This is a genomic window from Caulobacter sp. GW821-FHT11E10 (assembly GCF_058808375.1).
On the sequence record NZ_JBXARP010000002.1, the window covers coordinates 208,130 to 227,049 of the forward strand.

The 18,920-nt window shown below is 68.1% G+C and carries 23 protein-coding genes; 10 read left to right on the forward strand and 13 right to left on the reverse strand.

Annotated features, from left to right (window positions below; translation table 11 throughout):
- Positions 1 to 16 precede the first annotated feature (16 nt).
- Complete coding sequence (locus tag AC1RRV_RS04120) at positions 17 to 556, reverse strand: DUF1697 domain-containing protein (RefSeq protein ID WP_492858311.1); 540 nt, start codon at positions 554 to 556, stop codon at positions 17 to 19.
- Positions 557 to 877, reverse strand: a complete 321-nt coding sequence (locus AC1RRV_RS04125; protein ID WP_492858312.1) for a YbjQ family protein — start codon at positions 875 to 877, stop codon at positions 557 to 559.
- A gap of 117 nt (positions 878 to 994) precedes the next feature.
- Here AC1RRV_RS04125 and fumC point away from each other — a divergent pair, with 117 nt between their 5' ends.
- A complete protein-coding gene (fumC, locus tag AC1RRV_RS04130) occupies positions 995 to 2,386 on the forward strand; it encodes a class II fumarate hydratase (RefSeq protein WP_492858313.1) in 1,392 nt (463 codons plus the stop codon).
- Positions 2,387 to 2,392: 6 nt separating this feature from the next.
- Entirely contained in the window at positions 2,393 to 2,827 is a 435-nt protein-coding gene (locus AC1RRV_RS04135) for a GNAT family N-acetyltransferase (protein WP_492858314.1), read from the forward strand.
- Here AC1RRV_RS04135 and AC1RRV_RS04140 read toward each other — a convergent pair.
- From AC1RRV_RS04140 to AC1RRV_RS04150, 3 genes are all read right to left on the reverse strand, one after another.
- Positions 2,824 to 3,222: a YccF domain-containing protein gene (locus AC1RRV_RS04140; protein ID WP_492858315.1), complete on the reverse strand. Its 399-nt coding sequence runs from the start codon at positions 3,220 to 3,222 to the stop codon at positions 2,824 to 2,826. The genes AC1RRV_RS04135 and AC1RRV_RS04140 overlap by 4 nt on opposite strands.
- Before the next feature lie 91 nt (positions 3,223 to 3,313).
- A complete protein-coding gene (locus AC1RRV_RS04145) occupies positions 3,314 to 3,820 on the reverse strand; it encodes a hypothetical protein (RefSeq protein WP_492858316.1) in 507 nt (168 codons plus the stop codon).
- Complete coding sequence (locus tag AC1RRV_RS04150) at positions 3,820 to 4,830, reverse strand: polyprenyl synthetase family protein (RefSeq protein ID WP_492858317.1); 1,011 nt, start codon at positions 4,828 to 4,830, stop codon at positions 3,820 to 3,822. Before AC1RRV_RS04150 ends, AC1RRV_RS04145 begins: the two co-directional genes overlap by 1 nt.
- A 184-nt stretch (positions 4,831 to 5,014) precedes the next feature.
- On the opposite strand from AC1RRV_RS04150, the gene AC1RRV_RS04155 reads away from it, so the two are divergent.
- The 3 genes from AC1RRV_RS04155 to AC1RRV_RS04165 all read left to right on the forward strand — a co-directional run bounded on the left by AC1RRV_RS04155 (position 5,015) and on the right by AC1RRV_RS04165 (position 8,640).
- On the forward strand, positions 5,015 to 5,674 hold the full coding sequence (locus tag AC1RRV_RS04155; RefSeq protein ID WP_492858651.1) for a tRNA1(Val) (adenine(37)-N6)-methyltransferase: 660 nt from the start codon (positions 5,015 to 5,017) through the stop codon (positions 5,672 to 5,674).
- Between the two features lie 282 nt (positions 5,675 to 5,956).
- A complete protein-coding gene (locus tag AC1RRV_RS04160) occupies positions 5,957 to 6,685 on the forward strand; it encodes a hypothetical protein (RefSeq protein WP_492858318.1) in 729 nt (242 codons plus the stop codon).
- On the forward strand, positions 6,682 to 8,640 hold the full coding sequence (locus AC1RRV_RS04165) for an ATP-binding protein (protein WP_492858319.1): 1,959 nt from the start codon (positions 6,682 to 6,684) through the stop codon (positions 8,638 to 8,640). Before AC1RRV_RS04160 ends, AC1RRV_RS04165 begins: the two co-directional genes overlap by 4 nt.
- Here the strand turns inward: AC1RRV_RS04165 and AC1RRV_RS04170 are convergent.
- Positions 8,628 to 9,188: a nucleoside 2-deoxyribosyltransferase gene (locus AC1RRV_RS04170; protein ID WP_492858320.1), complete on the reverse strand. Its 561-nt coding sequence runs from the start codon at positions 9,186 to 9,188 to the stop codon at positions 8,628 to 8,630. The two genes, AC1RRV_RS04165 and AC1RRV_RS04170, sit on opposite strands and share 13 nt — an antisense overlap.
- 54 nt (positions 9,189 to 9,242) lie before the next feature.
- Here AC1RRV_RS04170 and AC1RRV_RS04175 point away from each other — a divergent pair, with 54 nt between their 5' ends.
- Positions 9,243 to 10,040 carry a CAP domain-containing protein gene (locus AC1RRV_RS04175; protein ID WP_492858321.1) on the forward strand — a complete coding sequence of 266 codons (798 nt, stop codon included), beginning with the start codon at positions 9,243 to 9,245 and terminating at the stop codon, positions 10,038 to 10,040.
- Positions 10,041 to 10,044: 4 nt separating this feature from the next.
- Here the strand turns inward: AC1RRV_RS04175 and AC1RRV_RS04180 are convergent, their stop codons facing one another.
- The 5 genes from AC1RRV_RS04180 to AC1RRV_RS04200 form a co-directional block, all read right to left on the reverse strand.
- Positions 10,045 to 10,626: a YceI family protein gene (locus AC1RRV_RS04180; RefSeq protein WP_492858322.1), complete on the reverse strand. Its 582-nt coding sequence runs from the start codon at positions 10,624 to 10,626 to the stop codon at positions 10,045 to 10,047.
- A 188-nt stretch (positions 10,627 to 10,814) separates the two neighbouring features.
- Entirely contained in the window at positions 10,815 to 11,834 is a 1,020-nt protein-coding gene (gene ilvC / locus AC1RRV_RS04185; protein ID WP_492858323.1) for a ketol-acid reductoisomerase, read from the reverse strand.
- A 208-nt stretch (positions 11,835 to 12,042) separates the two neighbouring features.
- Entirely contained in the window at positions 12,043 to 12,435 is a 393-nt protein-coding gene (locus AC1RRV_RS04190; RefSeq protein WP_492858324.1) for a VOC family protein, read from the reverse strand.
- 37 nt (positions 12,436 to 12,472) lie between these two features.
- Positions 12,473 to 12,862 (reverse strand): DoxX family protein, encoded by a 390-nt coding sequence (locus AC1RRV_RS04195; protein ID WP_492858325.1) that lies wholly within the window; start codon positions 12,860 to 12,862, stop codon positions 12,473 to 12,475.
- Positions 12,863 to 13,020: 158 nt separating this feature from the next.
- A complete protein-coding gene (locus AC1RRV_RS04200; RefSeq protein WP_492858326.1) occupies positions 13,021 to 13,995 on the reverse strand; it encodes an RcnB family protein in 975 nt (324 codons plus the stop codon).
- A gap of 99 nt (positions 13,996 to 14,094) precedes the next feature.
- Between AC1RRV_RS04200 and AC1RRV_RS04205 the strand changes: the two genes are divergently transcribed.
- From AC1RRV_RS04205 to AC1RRV_RS04220, 4 genes are all read left to right on the forward strand, one after another.
- Positions 14,095 to 14,658: a DUF924 family protein gene (locus AC1RRV_RS04205; RefSeq protein WP_492858327.1), complete on the forward strand. Its 564-nt coding sequence runs from the start codon at positions 14,095 to 14,097 to the stop codon at positions 14,656 to 14,658.
- A gap of 106 nt (positions 14,659 to 14,764) precedes the next feature.
- Positions 14,765 to 15,721, forward strand: coding sequence for a CsgG/HfaB family protein (locus AC1RRV_RS04210; RefSeq protein ID WP_492858328.1), 957 nt, complete (start codon positions 14,765 to 14,767; stop codon positions 15,719 to 15,721).
- 151 nt (positions 15,722 to 15,872) lie between these two features.
- Positions 15,873 to 16,712 (forward strand): thymidylate synthase, encoded by an 840-nt coding sequence (locus tag AC1RRV_RS04215; protein WP_492858329.1) that lies wholly within the window; start codon positions 15,873 to 15,875, stop codon positions 16,710 to 16,712.
- Positions 16,709 to 17,218, forward strand: coding sequence for a dihydrofolate reductase (locus AC1RRV_RS04220; protein WP_492858330.1), 510 nt, complete (start codon positions 16,709 to 16,711; stop codon positions 17,216 to 17,218). Before AC1RRV_RS04215 ends, AC1RRV_RS04220 begins: the two co-directional genes overlap by 4 nt.
- Here the strand turns inward: AC1RRV_RS04220 and AC1RRV_RS04225 are convergent.
- The gene (locus tag AC1RRV_RS04225; RefSeq protein WP_492858331.1) at positions 17,215 to 17,550 is read right to left on the reverse strand and encodes a hypothetical protein; all 336 of its coding nucleotides are present in this window, start codon (positions 17,548 to 17,550) and stop codon (positions 17,215 to 17,217) included. The two genes, AC1RRV_RS04220 and AC1RRV_RS04225, sit on opposite strands and share 4 nt — an antisense overlap.
- A 177-nt stretch (positions 17,551 to 17,727) precedes the next feature.
- Positions 17,728 to 18,747 carry a hypothetical protein gene (locus tag AC1RRV_RS04230; protein ID WP_492858332.1) on the reverse strand — a complete coding sequence of 340 codons (1,020 nt, stop codon included), beginning with the start codon at positions 18,745 to 18,747 and terminating at the stop codon, positions 17,728 to 17,730.
- Positions 18,748 to 18,920 lie beyond the last annotated feature (173 nt).

Genomic DNA, 18,920 nt, shown 5'->3' on the forward strand with positions numbered 1-18,920 from the left:
GAACGTTTGGCGGCCTTCAGGCCCCGACCATCTCGGCCAGCTTCCTCACGGTGTTCCAGTTGCGTGTGGTGCCGACCGGATTGCGCTTGGACTTCTTCCAGTCCCGATCCAACAACGAGTCGGCCATGCTGATCGGGAAATCGATGTAGAGCTCGCGGGGCCCCACCGCGAAGCGCTCCGGCCCGGTGATCGCCGCTCGCAGAACCGCCTCGTCGCCTTCCGGCAGAGGGACCTTCAGGAAACTGACCATCACGTGGCTGGGGTGATCCTCGGCTTCGGCCTTGAACGGGTTGGCTTCGATGATCGCGCGCATCTGCTCCGGCGAGCGGATCATGAAATCGGTGCGCAGCCCGATGCGGGCGACCAGGGCCTCCTCGAGCTCCAATCCCAGAGCGTCGCCGCCGACATGGTCGCCCCATAGGACCAGATTGCCGCTGGCCAGATAGGTCTTGGCCTCCTTGAAGCCGGTATCCTGAGCGATACCCAGCAGGTCTTCCTTCAGCACCTTGCGCTTGCCGGTGTTGACCGAGCGCGGCAGGGCGATGAAGGCCGCCACCTACAGCGCCTCGACGCGGACCGCCGAGCCATAGGCCAGGACCTCGGTGATGCCCTCCATGATCTCGTTGGCGTCGTAGCGCATCGCCAGGATCGCGTTGGCCCCGAGCTCGCGGGCGTGGGCGACCAACAGGTCGTAAGCCTCCTGCCGGGCCGTCTCGGCCAGGGTGGTGTAGATCGTGATATTGCCGCCGAACAGCGACTGGATCGAGCCGCCGATATTGCCGATCACGCTGCGCGAGCGGACGGTCACGCCCCTCACCAGACCCAGGTGTTGGACGACGCGATAGCCGACAAGATCATTGGTCGTGGCGACGAGCATGGGAGCCTCCTGAGGGTCACCTTCGATATAGCGAACGGTGTTGTGCGGCGCCACGGCGTTGCGAACCGGGGCCTCAGGGGCTAGACCCCGCTCGACCGTTTTTCCGGAGATCTCCGCATGACCGCCACGCGCATCGAGACCGACACCTTTGGCCCGATCGAAGTCGCCGCCGACCGCTATTGGGGCGCGCAAGCTCAGCGCAGCCTGGGCAACTTCAAGATCGGCTGGGAGAAGCAGCCCCTGCCGGTCGTCCGCGCCCTGGGTATCGTCAAGCGCGCCGCCGCCGAGACCAACTTCAAGCTCGGCAAGCTGGACGCCAAGATCGCCGAGACGATCGTCGCCGCCGCCAACGAAGTCATCGAAGGCAAGCTGAACGACCACTTCCCCCTGGTCGTCTGGCAGACCGGCTCGGGCACCCAGTCGAACATGAACGCCAACGAGGTGATCTCGAACCGCGCGATCGAGATGCTGGGCGGCGAGATGGGCAGCAAGAAGCCTGTCCACCCGAACGACCACGTCAATATGAGCCAGTCGTCGAACGACACCTATCCGACGGCCATGCACGTGGCCTGCGCGGAACAGATCGTCCACGACCTGCTGCCGGCCTTGAAACACCTGCACGCCGCACTGGAAGCCAAGACCAAGGCCTGGGCCGACATCATCAAGATCGGCCGCACCCACACCCAGGACGCCACGCCCCTGACCCTGGGCCAGGAGTTCGGCGGCTACACCCAGCAGGTCGCCAACGGCATCGAGCGCATCGAGAGCACCCTGCCCAAGCTGATGCAGCTGGCCCAGGGCGGCACCGCCGTCGGCACGGGCCTGAACGCCCCCATCGGCTTCGCCGAGGGCGTGGCCGAGGCCATCGCCGCGATCACCGGCCTGGACTTCACCACCGCCCCGAACAAGTTCGAGGCCCTGGCCGCCCATGACGCCATGGTCTTCAGCCACGGCGCCATCAACACGGTCGCCGCCAGCCTGTTCAAGATCGCCAACGACATCCGCTTCCTGGGCTCGGGTCCGCGCGCCGGCCTCGGTGAACTGGCCCTGCCGGAGAACGAGCCGGGCTCGTCGATCATGCCGGGCAAGGTCAATCCGACCCAGTGCGAGGCCCTCACCCAGGTCTGCGTCCAGGTGTTCGGCAACCACGCCGCCCTGACCTTCGCCGGCAGCCAGGGCCATTTCGAGCTGAACGTGTTCAACCCGGTGATGGCCTACAACTTCCTGCAGTCGGTCCGTCTGCTGGCCGACGCCGCGATCAGCTTCACCGACAATTGCGTGGTCGGCATCGAGCCGCGCATCGACAACATCAGGAAGGGCGTCGAGAACAGCCTGATGCTGGTCACGGCCCTGAACGGCAAGCTGGGCTACGACGCCTGCGCCAAGATCGCCAAGACCGCGCACAAGAACGGCACGACCCTGCGCGAAGAGGCCGTCGGCGGCGGCTACCTGACGAACGAAGAGTTCGACGAGTACGTCCGTCCCGAGAAGATGGTCTCGCCGGGCTGAACCTGAATGCTCCAGCTCGTCCGGATCTTCGACGAGCTGCCGGAAGGCTTCGACGACCTGGTCGCCGAGGCCTCCGGCGAACGCGTGCGCAACATGGCTTTGCTGGTCGAGGGCTGGCAGGGCGGCGCACGCTTCCAGGACGACGGCGAGGCCCTGCTCGCCGCGTTCCTGGTCGGTGAGCTGGCGGGGATCGGCGCGCTGAGCGTCGAGCCCGCTGCCCCCGAGCCGGCGCGCCGCCTGCGTCGCTTCTACGTCCGCCCGACGATGCGCCGCCGGGGGGTGGCGACGGCGGTGGCGTCAGCGCTGATCCACGAGGGTTTCGACAGCGTGGGCCTGCTGACCGTCAACGCCGCCGCCTCGCCGGCCGCGGCGCCTTTCTGGGAGGCGCAGGGGTTTGTCGCCGACGAGAGCGGGCCGTGGACGCACAGCCTCCGCCGTTAGCGCCTGACCACCTCGCGGCCGATAGGGGCCAGGGCGATGTAGGCCAGTTGCAGGTCCTTGATCGCGAACGGGATGCCGATGATGGTCACGGCCTCGGCGACGGCGACGAGCACGTGGCCCAGGGCCAGCCACCAGCCGGCCAGGATGAACCAGATCACGTTCAGCACCGTGCCCATCGCGCCGGTGCCGATGTCCGGACGACCGGTTAGGATCTCGCGGTGGACGATCTCCTTGCCGAACGGCCAGAAGGCGAAACCGGCGATGCGGAAGGCCGCGCCGGCATAGGGCAGGCCCACGATGGTGATGGCCAGCAGCACGCCGGCCAGCAGCCAGCCGAGTCCGGTCAGCAGGCCGCCGCAGATGAACCACAGCACGTTCAGGATGAAACGGATCATTTCCCAGCCCCAAGTCAGGACATCAAGTCCAGGACCCAGAGGTGGCCCCGCCCTGCCCCGCTGTGAAGACCGTTACGCCGAATTCACCCGGCTATTTGATCAGCTGCCAGCGCCGAGCCCAGCGTCCCTTGCCGAAGCGGCTGAGCGACAGGAGATAGATTCCGGCATAGAGCACGGTCCCGACGCCGATCAGCACCCAGCCCCAGGTTCCCGGCATGTGGAGGGTTGGCGCGGTCGTGACCCAGTCGTGCGGCGGCGAGGTGAACTCCAGCCACAGGCCGCCCACCCAGGCCAGGGACAGCAGGGCGACGATCGGATAGCGCAGCAGCGGCGCCGACTGTACCAGCAACAGGAACTGCACGAACAGGGCGACGAGGGCCGCGGCGCCGCCCGCCGCCCAAGGCTGCCAGGGACCGACGAACAGGCGAGCGGCGCGCAGGCCCGCCCACAGCGGCGCCCACAGCACCGGTCCCAGCATCAGCACGATCAGGACGAAGCCCAGCAGAACTCCGACGCCGCCCCCGATCACCTTGCCAGCCGCCTCGCCGCCCTTGTGGGGACGAAGGTTAGGATCGCCGGCGGGGTTTTCGGCGCTCATCAGGCGCGACGGCTGACCGCGAAGTCCGCCAGATCGTCCAGCGCCTCGCGCCAGTCATTGGCCGGGAACACCATGAGCGCCGCCTTGGCCTTGTCGGCATAGTCGGCGGCCAGGTCGAGCGTGGCGTCCAGGGCGCCAGAGCCGATGATCAGCTCGCGGGCGCGACGGAAGTCGGCCTCGGTCTGTTCGCGGCGGCCGATGGCGCGCTCCCAGAACTCGGCCTCGCGGGGGCCGGAGCGGGCGATGGCCAGCAGCAGCGGCAAGGTCGCCTTGCCTTCCCGGAAGTCGTCGCCGGCGTTCTTGCCCAGGGTCTCGGTGGCGCCGCCGTAGTCGAGGGCGTCGTCGGCCAGTTGGAAGGCCAGGCCCAGGTTCAGGCCGTAGTCGCGAAGGGCCTGAGCCTTGCCGGCGTCGACCCCGGCCGAGACCGCGCCGGCTTCGGACGCCGCCGCGAACAGCTCGGCCGTCTTGGCCTGAATGATTTCGAGATAGATCGCCTGCGACAGGTTCAGATCGTGGCTGCGCATCAGCTGCAGCACCTCGCCTTCGGCGATGACGCGGCTGGCGCGGGCCAGGATCTCCAGCGCCTTCATCGAGTTGGTCTCGACCATCAGTTCGAAGGCGCGGGCGAAGAGGAAGTCGCCGACCAGCACGCTCTGGGCCGCGCCCCAGATTAGATGCGCGGCGACCTTGCCGCGGCGCAGCTGGCTGCCGTCGACAACGTCGTCATGCAGCAGGGTGGCGGTGTGGATGAACTCGACGGCGGCGGCCAGCTTCAGGCAGTGGTCATTGTCCGAACCGGCCAGCCGCGCGGCGGCCACGGTCAGCAGCGGACGCAGGCGCTTGCCCCCCGCGGCGATCAGGTGCTCGGCCAGCGCCGGGATGATCGGCACATCGCTCTGCATGCGGTCGGTGATCAGACTGTTGACCCCCGCCGTGTCGGCCTCGGCGAGGCGCACGAGACGATCCACCGAGCCCGACTTACGGGGGAGGGTCGCTGCGGCTGCGTCCAAAACCATAACTCCTCGCGAGGCGTCCCCCGGATGAACCGTTGCGAGGGACAATGGTGGCAGGATAGGTCACGGTCAAGGCGAGCACAAGGCCTAGAAAGCATTGGAAGAGCAGCGGGTGACGGAGGATCGGGTTTTGGGCGGCCGCGTGCGGCTGCGCCAGCGGCCCGACGGCTACAGGGCCGGCATGGACGCCGCCCTGCTGGCGGCCGCGTGCGACGCCCTCCCCGGCCAACGCGTGCTGGAACCGGGCTGCGGCGTGGGCGGCGCCCTGCTGGCGGCGGCGACTCGCCGACCGGACGTGACCTTCCAGGGCGTGGAGCGTGATCCCGCCGCCGCCGCCCTGGCCGCCGAGAACGCGACGCTGAATGGCCTCTCCGACCGGGTCGCCGTGGCCGAGGGCGACGTCGAGGCCGGGTTCCGCGCCCTCGACCTGCCGGTGTTCGATGCGGTGATGACCAATCCGCCGTTCTTCGACGACGCCAACGCCCTCCGCGCGCCCGCGCCCGCCAAGAGCGGGGCCTGGATGGCCGATGGAGGCCTGACCGCCTGGACCAGCTTCTGCCTCAAGGCCGTGCGCGAGGGCGGGACGATCACGATCATCCACCGCGCCGACCGCCTGGCCGACATCCTGGCGCATTTGGCGCCCAAGGCCGGGTCGTTCCGGATCCGTCCGATCGCCCCCTTCGCCGACTCCCCCGCCAAGCGGGTGATCGTGCGGGCGATCAAGACCGGCAAGGCGCCGCTGGTGCTCCTGCCGGCGCTGGTCCTGCACGAGCGCGAAGGCGGAAAGCACTCCGCCGAGGCCGAAGCGATTCTGCGCGGCGAGGCGGACCTTCCCTGGTGATGAATATCGCGGTTCGTTGAGCGTCGATGCGCCAACACGACGCAGGGTGACCGGTCCCATTTTCATCCAGGATTAAGCCGCGACTCTGTCTTTGGACGGTCAGTTGCTTGGGAGGAAACCTGGATGTGGCGGCGTTCCGCTTGGCGCGCCTTGGCGGCGACTGTCGCCCTGTTGGCGTTCGCGCCGGCGGCGCAAGCGCGCGCGCCGCAGCCGCCTCCGCGTGTCCTCTACTATAATCAAGGCAATGGACTCGCGACCGAAAGCACCTTCGGATTCAAGGTCTTGCAGCTGACTCTCGAGAAGAGCGGCGTGCGCTACGAACTGCGCCCCTCCCCCCTGGGCCGCGTCACCGAACCGCGCGCCATCGAGGCGATCAGCGCCGGTGACCACATGGACCTGGCCATGCTGGGGACCAGCGCCCATGCCGACGCGCACCTGGCGCCCGTCCGTATACCGATCGATCGCGGCCTTCTGGGCTATCGCATCTTCCTGATCGACGGCGCGCGCCAGGGCGAGTTCGACGCCATCCGCGATCGGAGGGATCTCAGCCGGATCTCGACGCTGCAAGGCAAGGGCTGGCCCGACGTGGCGATCCTGCGCAACGCCGGGGTCACCGTCTGGACAGGCGTCTACGAACGCCTCTTCGCCATGACCCTGGCCGGTCGCGGCGACGCCTATCCCCGCGGCGTGCTGGAAGCTCACGGCGAGCTTGAGAAGCGCGGCGCCGAACTTCCCGGGCTGGCGGTCGAGAAGCGGCTGGCCCTGCACTATCGCTTCACGAGCTTCTTCTACGTGGCCAAGAACAACACCGTCCTGCGCGGTGATCTCTATCGCGGGCTGGAGCGCGCCTTCGCCGACGGCTCCTACGACCGGCTGTTCAACAGCGACCCGAACATTCGCCGCTCCCTGGCCCAGGCCGACCTGCGCCATCGCCGCATCATCGAGATGGACAACCCCTTCCTCTCGGCCGAGACCCGCGCGATTCCCGAGCGCTACTGGTGGCGTCCATGAGCGCGACCCTGATCCAGCGGGCGCGGGGGCGCTCGATCCTGTTCCAGGTGTTGGCCCCCAGCCTGATCCTGGTCGTGCTGAGCTTTCTGGTCATGGCCGGGGTCACCGCCTGGTCGCGGGCCTCGGGCGCCTCGGAGATGTTCCAGCGCAAGGTCGAGCTATCGGCCAGTCTCTCGCGTGAGAACGTCACCGCCGGCGTCTGGATGCTGGACGACACCGCGGTCAAGGCCGCGCTCGCGCCGATCCTGGACGACCAGGACGCCCGGCTGGTGCTGATCCTGGATCCGCAGCGCAAGACCCTGCTGGAGTCGGGCGACAACGCCCTTCGGACGGTCGCCATGAAGGCGCTGAGCGAAGCTGGCGGCAAGCCAACCGACCGGCATCTGCGGCAGGATCGCTATCTGGTCTCCGTCGTGCCGCTTCTACACGAGGAGAACGACCAGGCCCGGCCTCTCGGCCAGATGGTCATCGTCTACGACACGGCCTCGGTCGAGGCGGCGGCTTGGTCGGCGGCGGCGGGGGTGGCCGGCGTGGCCATCGTCGCGACCGTCCTGATCGTGGCCCTCCTGGCGGCCCTGATGCGTCGCATCGCCCGGCCGCTGGACAATCTTTCGGACGCCATGGGCGCCCTCGCCGTCGGCGAGCTGGACACGCCGCTGACCGACCTCGATCGCGCCGACGAAATCGGCGACATGGCCCGCGCGGTTCAGGTCTTCAAGGACAACGCCCTGCGCCTGCGCCTGGCCGAGAGCGAAAGCGTGCGCCTGGAGGAGGAACGCGCCCGCGCCGACGCCGCCAACCACGCCAAGGGCGAGTTCCTGGCCCATATGAGCCACGAGCTGCGCACGCCGCTCAACGGCGTGCTGACCATGGCCCAACTGATGGCGGACAGCGACCTTGGTCCCGAACAACGCGCCAAGCTGGATGTCATCCTGATGTCGGGCCAGGACCTGCTGCACGTGATCAACGACGTGCTCGACTTCTCGAAGATCGAGGCGGGCATGCTGGAGATCGACGAGGTCGAGTTCAACGTCGACACCGTACTCGAAGGCGTCGTCGCCAGCTTCTCGGCCGTGGCCGCGCGCAAGGGCGTCCATCTGAACCTGCACATCTCGCCGTTCGCGGGCGGCTTGCGTCGCGGCGACCCGGCTCGCCTGCGCCAGATCGTCAGCAACTACGTCGCTAACGCGCTGAAGTTCACCCTGGACGGCGGGGTCGACATCCACGCCGAAGGCCTGGGCCCCGACGGCCGCGAAGGCCTGAGGGTCAGCGTTCTGGACAGCGGAATCGGCATCGAGCCCGAAAGCATGGCGCGGCTGTTCCAGCGCTTCTCGCAGGTCGACGCTTCCACGACTCGCAAGTTCGGCGGCACGGGCCTCGGGCTGGCGATCTGTCGCGAACTGGCCCGCCAGATGGGCGGCGAGGCCTGGGCCGACAGCACGCCCGGTGTCGGCTCGGCATTCCATGTCACCTTGGCCCTGCCTGTCGTCGAGGCTCGCGCCACCGGCGATGATCCGGCCTCGGCCACCCCTGTGGTCATGGACCGGAACCTGCGGGTGCTGGCTGCCGAGGACAATCCGACCAACCAGACCGTGCTGCGCGCGATCATGGACGCCCTGGGCGCCGACCTGACCCTGGTCTCGACAGGGGTCGAGGCGGTCGAGACCTGGCGGCGCACCGATTTCGACGTGATCCTGATGGACATCCACATGCCCGACATGGACGGCATCGAGGCCACGCGCGAGATCCGCACCGCCGAGGCCAAGAGCGGGCTTATTCCCACGCCGATCATCGCCCTGACCGCCAACGCCTTCCAGCACCAGGTGGCCGAATACGCGGCGGCGGGCATGGACGACCATGTCTCCAAACCGATCGACGTCCAGGCGCTCAGCCTGGCGATCGCCCGCGTCCTGCAGCCGGAACCGGCCGATGCCGTCGCGGCCTATTCGGCATAGAGCGCCAGGGCCTCCAGGCACAGCTCCAGGCCCGTCAGGTCGCGCAGCGGATCGTGGGTGACGATCACGAACAGCCGCCGCATCTCGGCCCACAGCATCACCGTCTCGGGCAGGCCGTGGTCCTCGATCACGCAACCGTCGCCGTCGCGCCAGATGCGGTTCTCGTCCAGGGTCGCGCCCAGGATGGTGTCGACCCGCGCCACGTACTCGGCCTGCATCTCGCTGGTGACGTTCAGATAGGCGAAGGTCGGCTTGCCGAGGCCCGCCAGCACGCCGGCCTCGAACACCGACGCCGTGTCGGCCGAAGGGCCGCGAAACGGGGTCAGGTTGACGACAGCCGCGTCGGCCTGGCGCAATTGCGCCATGCGGGCGGCGTAGAACTGCCGCGCTTCCAGCTCGTCGCCGCCTTCGCCATGCGGCATGCGAGCGGGGGTCAGCACCTCGAAGCCGGCCTCCAGGCACAGGGCTCTCTGGCGAGCCCCCTGGATTTCGATGTCGGGGAGCCAGGCCTCGGGGCCGGTGAGCCATAGGGAACGGACAGGACGCATGGCGTCTTAGGTCTGGTCCGGAAGGCTCGCTGTCAATGACTTGATGGAGACGGAATGACGCCGATCGCGCGAAGAACCCTCCTGGCCGGCGGCCTCGCCTTGGCCGCGCCGCCCGTCCTGGCCGCGCCTCCCCAGCCGTGGATCGGCTATGAGCGCCGGCTGCGCGGCCTGCTCGCCGATCCGCCCGAGGGCGACTTCGATCCGGACTTCGAGGAGACGCTTCTGGACCTCAACAACGTCTTCCGGCGTCGCCAGGGGCCGCCCGAGCTGGCCTTCGACCGGGGCCTGACCCTGGCCGCCCGCGCCCACGCCGCCGACATGGCCGTCACCGGTGTCTTCGAGCACATCACGCGCGAAGGCTACTCCCCCGCCGGCCGCGTCGGCCTGCTGGCCCGCGACCTGGTCGGCGCGCCGGGCGAGAACATCGCCATGCGCCGCAACGCCTCGGGCGCGGTGCGACCCGAGCAGATCATGGATCAGTGGCGCACCAGCCCCGGCCACCGCGCCAACCTGCTGGCCCCGGGCTTCACCCATGTCGGTTACGGCGTCCTGCGCCAGGGCCCGCGCGTCATCGCGGTCGGGGCCTATGCCGAGGTCGCCGCGCGCCTGGCCGGCCCAGCGCCGCTGCGCGTGGCCGGGGTCGACGAAATCGCCCGCGCCCTGTCAAACGCCGCGCCGTCGATCCGCCAGTTCTCGGTGTCCGAGCCCGGCGGCGAGGCGCTGGTCTCGACGTATCTGGAGGGCCGTCCGCCCACCGTCCTGCGCCCCGGCGCCTGGCAGCTGCGCCCCCACCTGTCTTCAGGCGAGCACCGCTACCAGGTGGCCTGGGGGCCGGTGTTCGTGCTGGGCTAGGCGGCTATTGCGCCACCGCCAGGGTCTCGATGCGGATGTTCACCGCGTCGCCGATGATGCCGGCCGCGCTGGCGCTGCCGAAGGCCTTGCGGCTGACTTGGCCGGTGATGGTGAAGCCGGCCTGTTTCTTCTGGTTGTTCGGGGCCGAGCCCATCTTGTTGAGCTTGACGTCCAGAGTGACCGGCTGGGTCACGCCCATGATCGTCATGTCGCCCGTGACCTTGGCGGTCATGTCGCCGGTCTTTTCGACCTTGGTCGACTTGAAGGTCATGGTCGGGTTCTTGACCGCGTTGAGCCAGCGCTCGCCTTTGATGTGCTGGTCGCGGGTCGCGTCCCCAGAAAAGACGCTGTCAACCGTCACGGTGGCCTCGACGCGCGATTTGTCGGGCGCGGCCTCGTCCAGGAAGATCGTGCCTTCCGACTTGGCGAAGATGCCCAGGATCGAGGTGAAGCCGAAGCGGTCGATCGTGAAGGTCGTCTCGGTGTGCGCCGTATCCAGCTTGTAGGCGACCTCGGCGGCGAAGGCGGGCGCGGCGGTGGCCACCAAGGCGGCGCCGGCGATCATGGAGGCGAGCAGGCGTTTCATGGGGAGTCTCCCTCGTCATCCCCAAGCGGGACAGGGGCCAGACTTTTCCGCGCGCCGCCGCGCCGCGCAAGCCACAAAGAGGATCACTTATCACCCCAGCGCCAAAGCGATCGGCCGCGCACGCAAAAGCCCCCGGCCTTTGGGGACCGGGGGCTCCGTGGGATTACTACGCGGGGTACTAAACCGAATTAGTTCTTCGCTTGGTCGACAAGCTTGTTCTTGGCGATCCACGGCATCATGTCGCGCAGGCGACCGCCGACTTCCTCGATCTGGTGCTCGGCCGCGCGGCGACGGGTCGCCTTGAAGCTGGGCTGGCCCACTTGGTTCTCCAGCATGAAGTCACGCACGAACTTGCCCGACTGGATATCTTCCAGCACGCGCTTCATCTCGGCCTTGGTTTCCGGCGTGATGATGCGCGGACCGGTGACGTACTCACCGTACTCGGCCGTGTTCGAGATCGAGTAGTTCATGTTGGCGATGCCGCCTTCGTACATGAGGTCGACGATCAGCTTCAGCTCGTGCAGGCACTCGAAATAGGCCATTTCCGGCGCGTAGCCGGCTTCCACCAGCACTTCGAAGCCGGCGCGAACCAGCTCGACGGTGCCGCCGCACAGGACGGCCTGTTCGCCGAACAGGTCGGTCTCGCACTCTTCGCGGAAGTTGGTCTCGATGATGCCCGAGCGACCGCCGCCGATGGCCGAGGCATAGGCCAGGCCGAGGTCGTGGGCGTTGCCCGTGGCGTTGTGATGGATCGCGATCAGGCAGGGCACGCCGCCGCCCTTCTGGTACTCGCCGCGCACGGTGTGACCCGGGCCCTTCGGCGCGACCATCAGGACGTCGATGGTGTCCTTCGGCTCGATCAGGCCGAAGTGGACGTTCAGGCCGTGGGCGAACAGCAGGGCGGCGCCGTCACGGATGTTGGGGGCGATCTCGTTCTTGTAGATCGCGGCCTGATGCTCGTCGGGCGCCAGGATCATGATCAGGTCGGCCCAGGCGGCGGCCTCGGCGACGGTCATGACCTTCAGGCCTTCGCCTTCGGCCTTCTTGGCGGTCGGCGAACCGGCGCGCAGCGCCACGGCTACGTTCTTGATGCCCGAGTCCCGAAGGTTAAGAGCGTGCGCGTGACCCTGCGAACCATAGCCTACGATCGCGATCTTCTTGTCCAAGATGCGGGCGAGGTCGGCGTCGCGATCATAATAGACGCGCATGTTTTTTCTCCAAGGACTGGTCAATCTGGCCACCCCGCGCAACGGCGGAGCGACAAAGGCCGGGCGTTTGAGCGTTTTTTTGCCGTTTCGTCAAGGCGAAGCCGACAGAACGCTGAAATGCGAAGACCCTCGCGGCCACGTTTTAGGCGCTCGCGCGGTCGTACGCCATGCCGAGAGCCGACCAGGGGCGGCAAATGCGACTTTTGACCTAGCCGCGCAGCTCCAGCCCGTTGCCGTCCGGATCCTTCAGATAGATCGAGGTCGAGAGGCCCGAGGCGCCATGTCGTTCGCCTTCCTCGCCCAGCGCGACGCCCTTGGCGACCAGCTCGGCCTTGACCGTCGCGACGTCGAAATCGGCGATGGCCAGGCAGAAGTGATCGAGGTTTCGCCCCTCGACGCCCGGCGCGGCGCCGCCCTGGCGGCCCAGGAGGCCATCGATCTCGACCAGGTCGATCAGGGACGAGCCGGCCCGCAGCTGGGTCATGCCGATCCTGTCCTGACGGCGCTCGAGCGAGCAGCCGATGACGTCCATGTAGAAGGCCTCGGCCACGGCGCGGTCGCGGACCCGCAGCACCACGTGATCAATCCCTGCCGGCTTCATGCATCTCCGCTCCCTGTTCGCCCGGATATAGGCGCCGCTAGCCCTTGCGGTAGGGGAAGACGGCGCGCAGCACCGGATCGCGCAGCCACAGGCCGCCCCACATGAACAGGCCCAGATAGAGCGAGAACAGCTCGTGGCTGAACAGCGGGTTCTCGATCCGCACCTGGGTGGCCATCGCCCCGCCCAGGAGTCCCGTCATCAGCACCGCGCCCAGGAAGGCCGTGCGGGGAAAGAGGTACAGCGCCAGGAACGTCAGCTCCATGAGGCCGATCATCAGAACGTAGTCAGGCTTCCAGCCCAGCGCGATCATAGTCTCCGCGGCGACCGGCATGCCCAGCAGCTTCGGCGCGATGGACGCGCCCAGCATGAAGAGGGCGAAAAGGCCGGTCAGGACCCGGCCGGTCCACACCATGGGCGAAGCTTTCATCGGGAGTCTCTCCTGTCAGCGGAACAGCCGCCTTCAGGTCAAGGACGCCCGAGTCGCGCCGGAACCGACAGTGGGAAGACAGAAATTCGACGAAGGCCACGGGCGTCATCCTCGAACGAGAACGGGCGGGTCCCGTGAGAGACCCGCCCGCCCGGCGATTACCAGAAGAGATCGTAGTAGACGCTCAGGACCCGGCCGCTCCAGACGTCGACCAGGATGGCGTTGTCGCCGACCCGGACCCATTCGCAGCCGATCGGCGGCTGCGGCAGGTCGTACTGCCACCAGTCCAGATAGTAGGGGCTGGAGTACCAGCCGCCCGGCAGGTAGTCGCCAAAGCTCCAGCTGCGGACGTACCAGCCGCTGGGATAGCGGTAGGGGGACGCGCGGTAGCGATGCGTGGCCCGGAAGCTCGGGCGGTAGTGGTTGCGGTCGTACTGAGGACGGCCCCTGTCGCGGTCACGGTATTGGCCCTGACCGGGACGACGGTCGTTCCGGTCCCAACCGCCCCGGTTGTCGCCGCCACGATTGTTGTCGCGATCCCAGTCACGGCCTCGGTTGTCGTTGCGGTCGTTGCGATCATTCCGGTCCGGGCCGCGACTGCCGTTGCGGTCGCCGCCACGGTTGTCGCTGTCGCGGTTCCAGCCGCTGCGGTCGCGGTTGTCGTTGCCGCCCCGATTCCAGTCACGGCCGCCGTTGTTCTGCGGTTGCTGCCCGGCCTGGGGCGTCGGTTGAGGCTGCGGTTGGGTTTGCGGACGGTCGCCACGGTTCCAGCCGCTGCCGCCGTTCCCATCGGGACGGCCGCCGCGATCGCCACGGTCACCTCGGTCGCCTCGGTCCCGGCCGCCGCTGCTTTGCGCTGGCTGCTGCACCGGCTGGGGTTGGGCTTGAGGTTGAGACTGCGGACGTTCGCCGCCTCCACGGTTCCCGCGGTCGCCACCTCGGTCGCCGCCACGATCTCCGCGATCGCCTCGGTCACCGCGATCGCCGCGTTCGCCACCACGGTCCCCTCGGGGCCCGTCGCGCTGCTCGCGCTGCGCCTGCTGCTGCGCGACCACCGCCCCAGCCGCTCCGGCTTCGGCGGCGGCGCCGCCCAGCAGCGAAAGAAGCATGGCAGTCGTGATCAGACGTTTCATTTCTTACTCCGAAGGGCCTTGAAGCGCGGCCCAGGCTTGTCCCTTGATAGCAGTCTCTGACTCGCCGGATGAACCGCGCTTGAACGAACGGTAGGAGGCTTGATGACCGCGCACCCCAACGACGTCGTCAGCTTCTGGCGCAAGGCCGGGCCGAGAAAGTGGTTCGCCAAGGATCATGCTTTCGACGCGGCCATCGCGCTGAAATTTGAACAGACCCACTACCGCGCCTCGATGCGCAGGTACGACGACTGGGCCCAGACGCCGGAGGGCGCGCTGGCCCTGCTGATCCTGCTCGATCAGTTCCCGCGCAATATGTACCGCAACACGCCGCACGCCTTCGCCACCGATCCGCTGGCCCGGATGTTCGCCCGCGAAGCCATCGCCGCCGGCCACGACCACGACCCGATCATCGCTCCGGACCTACGGCCGTTCTTCTACTTGCCGTTCGAACATTCGGAGTCGCTGGTCGACCAGGAGTTTAGCGTCCAGCTCTTCGCGACCCTCCAGGCCGACACCGGCGACGAAGAATCGATGAAGTACGCTCTGATCCACCGCGACATCATCGCCCGCTTTGGTCGCTTCCCCCATAGGAATGACGGCCTTGGTCGCAAATCCACCGACGCCGAACAGGAGTTCCTCGACGAGGGCGGGTTCGCAGGTTAACGCGCTGTAATCTTGGCGCGACCGAAATCTAACATCACTTTAACTTGGCGAGACTGCGTTTCGCCAATAGGTAGCGCCCGCTCCATTAGGTTCGGGAAGAATACACATGAAAACGCTTCAAAAAAGCGTGCTGGCCGTCGGCCTCGCGCTCTACGCCGTCACGCCTGCCGTCAGCTTCGCCCAGGCCAAGCCCACCAAGGGCCAACAGTTGCAGACCCAGGCCTCGGCCGAGGTGCCCCACTGCCCGCGTAAGCTGGGCACCCTGTCGATCGTCGACGGCGACGACCCGCGCGGTTGGACCCAGTATAATCTGGCCTCTCCGCAGAAGGTGCTGCGCGCCATCGTCCAGCGCTCGGGCTGCTTCAACCTCGTCGACCGCGGCGCGGGCCTCGGCGCCGCCGAGAAGGAACGCGCGATTGGCGGAAATCTGGGCCTGCAGCGTGGCGCCAATGTCGGCCAGGGCCAGATCAAGGCCGCCGACTACGTGCTGGTCGCCGAAGTGCAAGGCGGCAACAGCGACGCCAGCGGCACGGCCGTGGCCGGAGCCGTCGGCGCCCTGATGGGCGGCCGCGCCGGCGCCCTGATCGGCGGCATCAAGACCAAGAAGGTCGAGGCCAACACGGTCCTGTCCCTCACCAACGTCCGCACCACCGAGACCCTGCAGGTCACGGAAGGCTACGCGGCCAAGAACGACATCGGCTGGGGCTTCGGCGGCGGCTCCATGGGCTGGGGCGGCGCTATCGGCGGCGGCTACGAGGACACCGACATCGGTCGCGTCGTCACCCTGGCCTTCATCAACGCCTATTCGAAGATGGTCACCGACCTTGGTCTGCTGACGGACAGCCCGTCCGCGGCGGCCGCCGCGCCGCAGAAGACCTTCGTGGCCACGCGCATCACCAACCTGCGCGCCAGCCCCGTCGCCAGCGGCAAGCTGATCCGCGCCCTGCCCGCCGGGGCCACCGTCTACCCGACGGGGAACAAGCAGGAAGCCTGGTGGGAAGTCGCCGACGAGAACGACAATGTCGGCTGGGTGCTGAACACGGCGCTGGAGCCGGCGCGGTAACGCCCACGCGTTATTCCTTCGTCATCCCGGAGAGCCTCTGCGAGGCTTCCGGGATGACGAGTCATTTTGGCGAGGGAAAACGAAGCGCGGCCTGTGGACGTCTACGGGCGCCGCACTGTGCAAACGTGCGATTCTCGCACACTGTGCGGGCATGCAAACCGCCGTCCTCGATGCTCCGAAAGCCGCCGCCGACCACCCCGAGCGGCAGTACCTGGCCCTGCTCGCCGACATCCTCGAGAACGGCGTGCAACGCGGCGACCGCACGGGCACGGGCACGCTCGGCGTGTTCGGCCGGCAGATCCGCTTTGATCTCGCCAAGGGCTTCCCGGTCCTGACGACCAAGAAGCTGCACCTGCGCTCGATCTTCATCGAGCTGCTGTGGTTCCTGAAGGGCGACACCAACATCGCCTATCTCAAGGACAACGGCGTGCGCATCTGGGACGAGTGGGCCGACGAGAACGGCGACCTCGGCCCGGTCTACGGCAAGCAATGGCGCTCGTGGGCCGCGCCCGATGGCCGCGTGATCGACCAGATCGCCAATCTCGTCGAGAACCTGAAGACCAATCCCAACAGCCGCCGCCACATCGTCTCGGCCTGGAACCCGGCCGATGTCGACGACATGGCCCTGCCGCCCTGCCACTGCCTGTTCCAGTTCTTCGTCGCCGACGGAAAATTGAGCTGCCAGCTCTACCAGCGCAGCGCCGACGTTTTCCTGGGCGTGCCGTTCAACATCGCCAGCTACGCCCTGCTGACCCTGATGGTCGCCAAGGTCGTCGGCCTGGAGCCGGGCGAGTTCGTCCACACCTTCGGCGACGCCCACCTCTATCTGAACCACCTCGACCAGGCCCGCGAGCAGTTGGCCCGCGAGCCCTTCGACTTCCCGACCCTGAGGATCGCCGACAAGCGCGACCTGTTCGGCTTCGAATACGAGGACTTCACCCTGGAGGGCTACCAGGCCCACCCGCACATCAAGGCCGAGGTTTCGGTTTGATCCATCTTGCCCTCGTCGTCGCCCGCGCCGCCAATGGGGTGATCGGTCGCGACGGCGACCTGCCCTGGCGGCTGAAGTCGGACATGGCCCTGTTCAAGGCCAACACCTTGGGCAAGCCCATCATCATGGGCCGCAAGACCTGGGACAGCCTGCCCCGCAAGCCGCTGCCCGGCCGCACCAATGTCGTCCTGTCCCGCGACCAGAGCTTCGAGCCCGGCGGCGCGGTGGCCTGCGAGACCTGGATGGAGGCGGTCGAGATCGCCAAGGAACAAGCGGCCGACGACGGGGTCGAGGAGGTCTGCGTGATCGGCGGCCACGCGCTGTTCGAACTGGCTCTGCCGAAAGCCAAGCGCCTCTACCTCACCGAGGTCGCCGCCGAGGTCGAGGGCGACGTGCGCTTCCCCGACTTCGACGAAAACGCCTGGACCGAGGTCCGCCGCGAGGAGCATCCCGCGGGCGAAGGCGACGACTTCCCGTTCGTGTTCCGGGTGCTGGAGCGCCGCTAGGTCGCGGGATCGTCCTTGGGCCAGGGCTTCGGACGCGACTCCAGGCCGGCCACCTTGCGCGTCTTCAGGTGCTTGCCCGTGCAGGCCTTGAACACGATCTCGACCTCGCCGCCCTTGCCGGGCTCGGGCATCGCGAACTTGGCCGGACCGATGCGGTGGGCGGTGATCACGGTGTTGCCGTTGTCGGTCTTGCTCCAGCCGAGCCGCACATGGGTTCCGGTGTCGCCGAACCGCTTCCGAAGCTCGCGGTCGAACGTCTTGTGAATGGCGCCGTCGACGACCGGACGCCAGGCCTCGCTCTTCATCGCCGGGCAGCTCGCCCGGGTCGGCATCGACGCGGGTTTCGACCCCAGCAGAGGGAGTGACGACAGCAGAGGGAGTCTGGTCCCGCAGCCCGCCATCATCAGCGCTACCGCCGCGACCGCCATCACAGATACCCGCATCTCAGATCCCCTATTCGCACTTTGCCCTACGCTCACCGCGAACCCTGTCGCGCGCAAGGCCTCGTCTCAATCATCGGTGAAGTAGTCGGCGATCGCCGCGTCGACAGTCTCCAGCTCGAACTTCGGCGAGGCGGCGCTTTCCAGGGCCCGGCGGATCTGCCAGGCGCTGCGCCCGACGTGGACGCCCATGTCGCGCAGCTCGGCGACAATCGCCTCGCGGGTGGCCTCGTCGACCGCCTGGTTGTTCTGCAGCCGCGCCTGGTCAAGCCGCCAGCCGAAGAAGGTGTCGGGGATCAACTCGACCACCGCCCCCGGCGCGGGCAACCACTCGTAGATCGCGCTGCGCTGGTCGACGGCGTAGTCGACATAGTTGGCCAGGCAGTTGCGGTAGCGGCGGGCGGCGTCACGGATGGCCGCGACCGTCTCCAGCGGCCGCAGGCGCTCAGTGCCCGGATGGGGCGGCGGCGGCAGCTCGCGGCGGAAGTCCTCGGCCACCAGGGTGAACAGCGCCTTGGGCGTCGGCGCGTGGCCCCAGGCCGCCACGCGCTGGGCCAGGAGCTCGGGCGGCAGGCGCTTGGCCAGCACCGCGTGGGCCTCGGCCAGCAAGGCGGCCTGGGCGGGGGTGACGCGCAGGGCCACGCCGCCGGCCTCGCGCAGGTCCGGCGGCAAGGCCGCCAAGGCGCGAACGAGATCCGGGGTGATGGCCTGGGCGTGGCGCAGGGTCTTGGCCGGCGCGGGATCGGCCAGCATCTGGGCCAGGACGCGGTAGTCCTCGGGCGCCCAGGCGATCTCGCCCAGGTGCTCCAGGGCCCGGCGCAGGCCTTCGGGGGCGGCGTCCTCCAGGGCAAGGCGCAAAGCCTTGCGCAGCGGGAGGTCCATCAGGCGCAGGACGTCGATCGGCGGCCCGCCATGAGGCTCAGCGGCCAGCATCAGGCAGATCAGGTGCCGGCGCGCGGCCGGGGCGGTGACGAACGGGGCGTGCGGCGCGGGCCACAGCGCGGCCAGCACCTCGGCATAGGGCGGCGCGATCAGGCAAAGCAGGGGCGAAGCGACCGAGGTCACGCTCGCGAGAGACTGGACAGTCATTGAAGAGCTCCGGCGGCGGCCGGAGCGGCCGCGACTAGCGGGAAGTGCGCAGGGGGCGATCGGCGGTTCGGCACGCTTTCGACGGCGCGCGCCAACCCGCCTTCGGCGGTGCGTTGGTCTGTGCGGCGGCGAGAGTCATGCGGCGGATCAGCTCCTGGAGCTCGAGTGGAGGC

Bases quoted from the DNA above. Each gene is read 5' to 3' on its own strand.
- AC1RRV_RS04165 (WP_492858319.1), top strand. From the start codon at position 6,682: ATGAGCGCGACCCTGATCCAGCGGGCGCGGGGGCGCTCGATCCTGTTC.
- AC1RRV_RS04175 (WP_492858321.1), top strand. From the start codon at position 9,243: ATGACGCCGATCGCGCGAAGAACCCTCCTGGCCGGCGGCCTCGCCTTG.
- AC1RRV_RS04225 (WP_492858331.1), bottom strand. From the start codon at position 17,550: ATGCCGACCCGGGCGAGCTGCCCGGCGATGAAGAGCGAGGCCTGGCGT.
- AC1RRV_RS04145 (WP_492858316.1), bottom strand. From the start codon at position 3,820: ATGAGCGCCGAAAACCCCGCCGGCGATCCTAACCTTCGTCCCCACAAG.
- AC1RRV_RS04190 (WP_492858324.1), bottom strand. From the start codon at position 12,435: ATGAAGCCGGCAGGGATTGATCACGTGGTGCTGCGGGTCCGCGACCGC.
- AC1RRV_RS04200 (WP_492858326.1), bottom strand. From the start codon at position 13,995: ATGAAACGTCTGATCACGACTGCCATGCTTCTTTCGCTGCTGGGCGGC.
- AC1RRV_RS04180 (WP_492858322.1), bottom strand. From the start codon at position 10,626: ATGAAACGCCTGCTCGCCTCCATGATCGCCGGCGCCGCCTTGGTGGCC.
- AC1RRV_RS04125 (WP_492858312.1), bottom strand. From the start codon at position 877: ATGCTCGTCGCCACGACCAATGATCTTGTCGGCTATCGCGTCGTCCAA.
- AC1RRV_RS04210 (WP_492858328.1), top strand. From the start codon at position 14,765: ATGAAAACGCTTCAAAAAAGCGTGCTGGCCGTCGGCCTCGCGCTCTAC.
- AC1RRV_RS04170 (WP_492858320.1), bottom strand. From the start codon at position 9,188: ATGCGTCCTGTCCGTTCCCTATGGCTCACCGGCCCCGAGGCCTGGCTC.
- AC1RRV_RS04195 (WP_492858325.1), bottom strand. From the start codon at position 12,862: ATGAAAGCTTCGCCCATGGTGTGGACCGGCCGGGTCCTGACCGGCCTT.
- AC1RRV_RS04155 (WP_492858651.1), top strand. From the start codon at position 5,015: ATGGACGCCGCCCTGCTGGCGGCCGCGTGCGACGCCCTCCCCGGCCAA.
- AC1RRV_RS04230 (WP_492858332.1), bottom strand. From the start codon at position 18,747: ATGACTGTCCAGTCTCTCGCGAGCGTGACCTCGGTCGCTTCGCCCCTG.
- AC1RRV_RS04215 (WP_492858329.1), top strand. From the start codon at position 15,873: ATGCAAACCGCCGTCCTCGATGCTCCGAAAGCCGCCGCCGACCACCCC.
- AC1RRV_RS04135 (WP_492858314.1), top strand. From the start codon at position 2,393: ATGCTCCAGCTCGTCCGGATCTTCGACGAGCTGCCGGAAGGCTTCGAC.
- fumC (WP_492858313.1), top strand. From the start codon at position 995: ATGACCGCCACGCGCATCGAGACCGACACCTTTGGCCCGATCGAAGTC.
- ilvC (WP_492858323.1), bottom strand. From the start codon at position 11,834: ATGCGCGTCTATTATGATCGCGACGCCGACCTCGCCCGCATCTTGGAC.
- AC1RRV_RS04140 (WP_492858315.1), bottom strand. From the start codon at position 3,222: ATGATCCGTTTCATCCTGAACGTGCTGTGGTTCATCTGCGGCGGCCTG.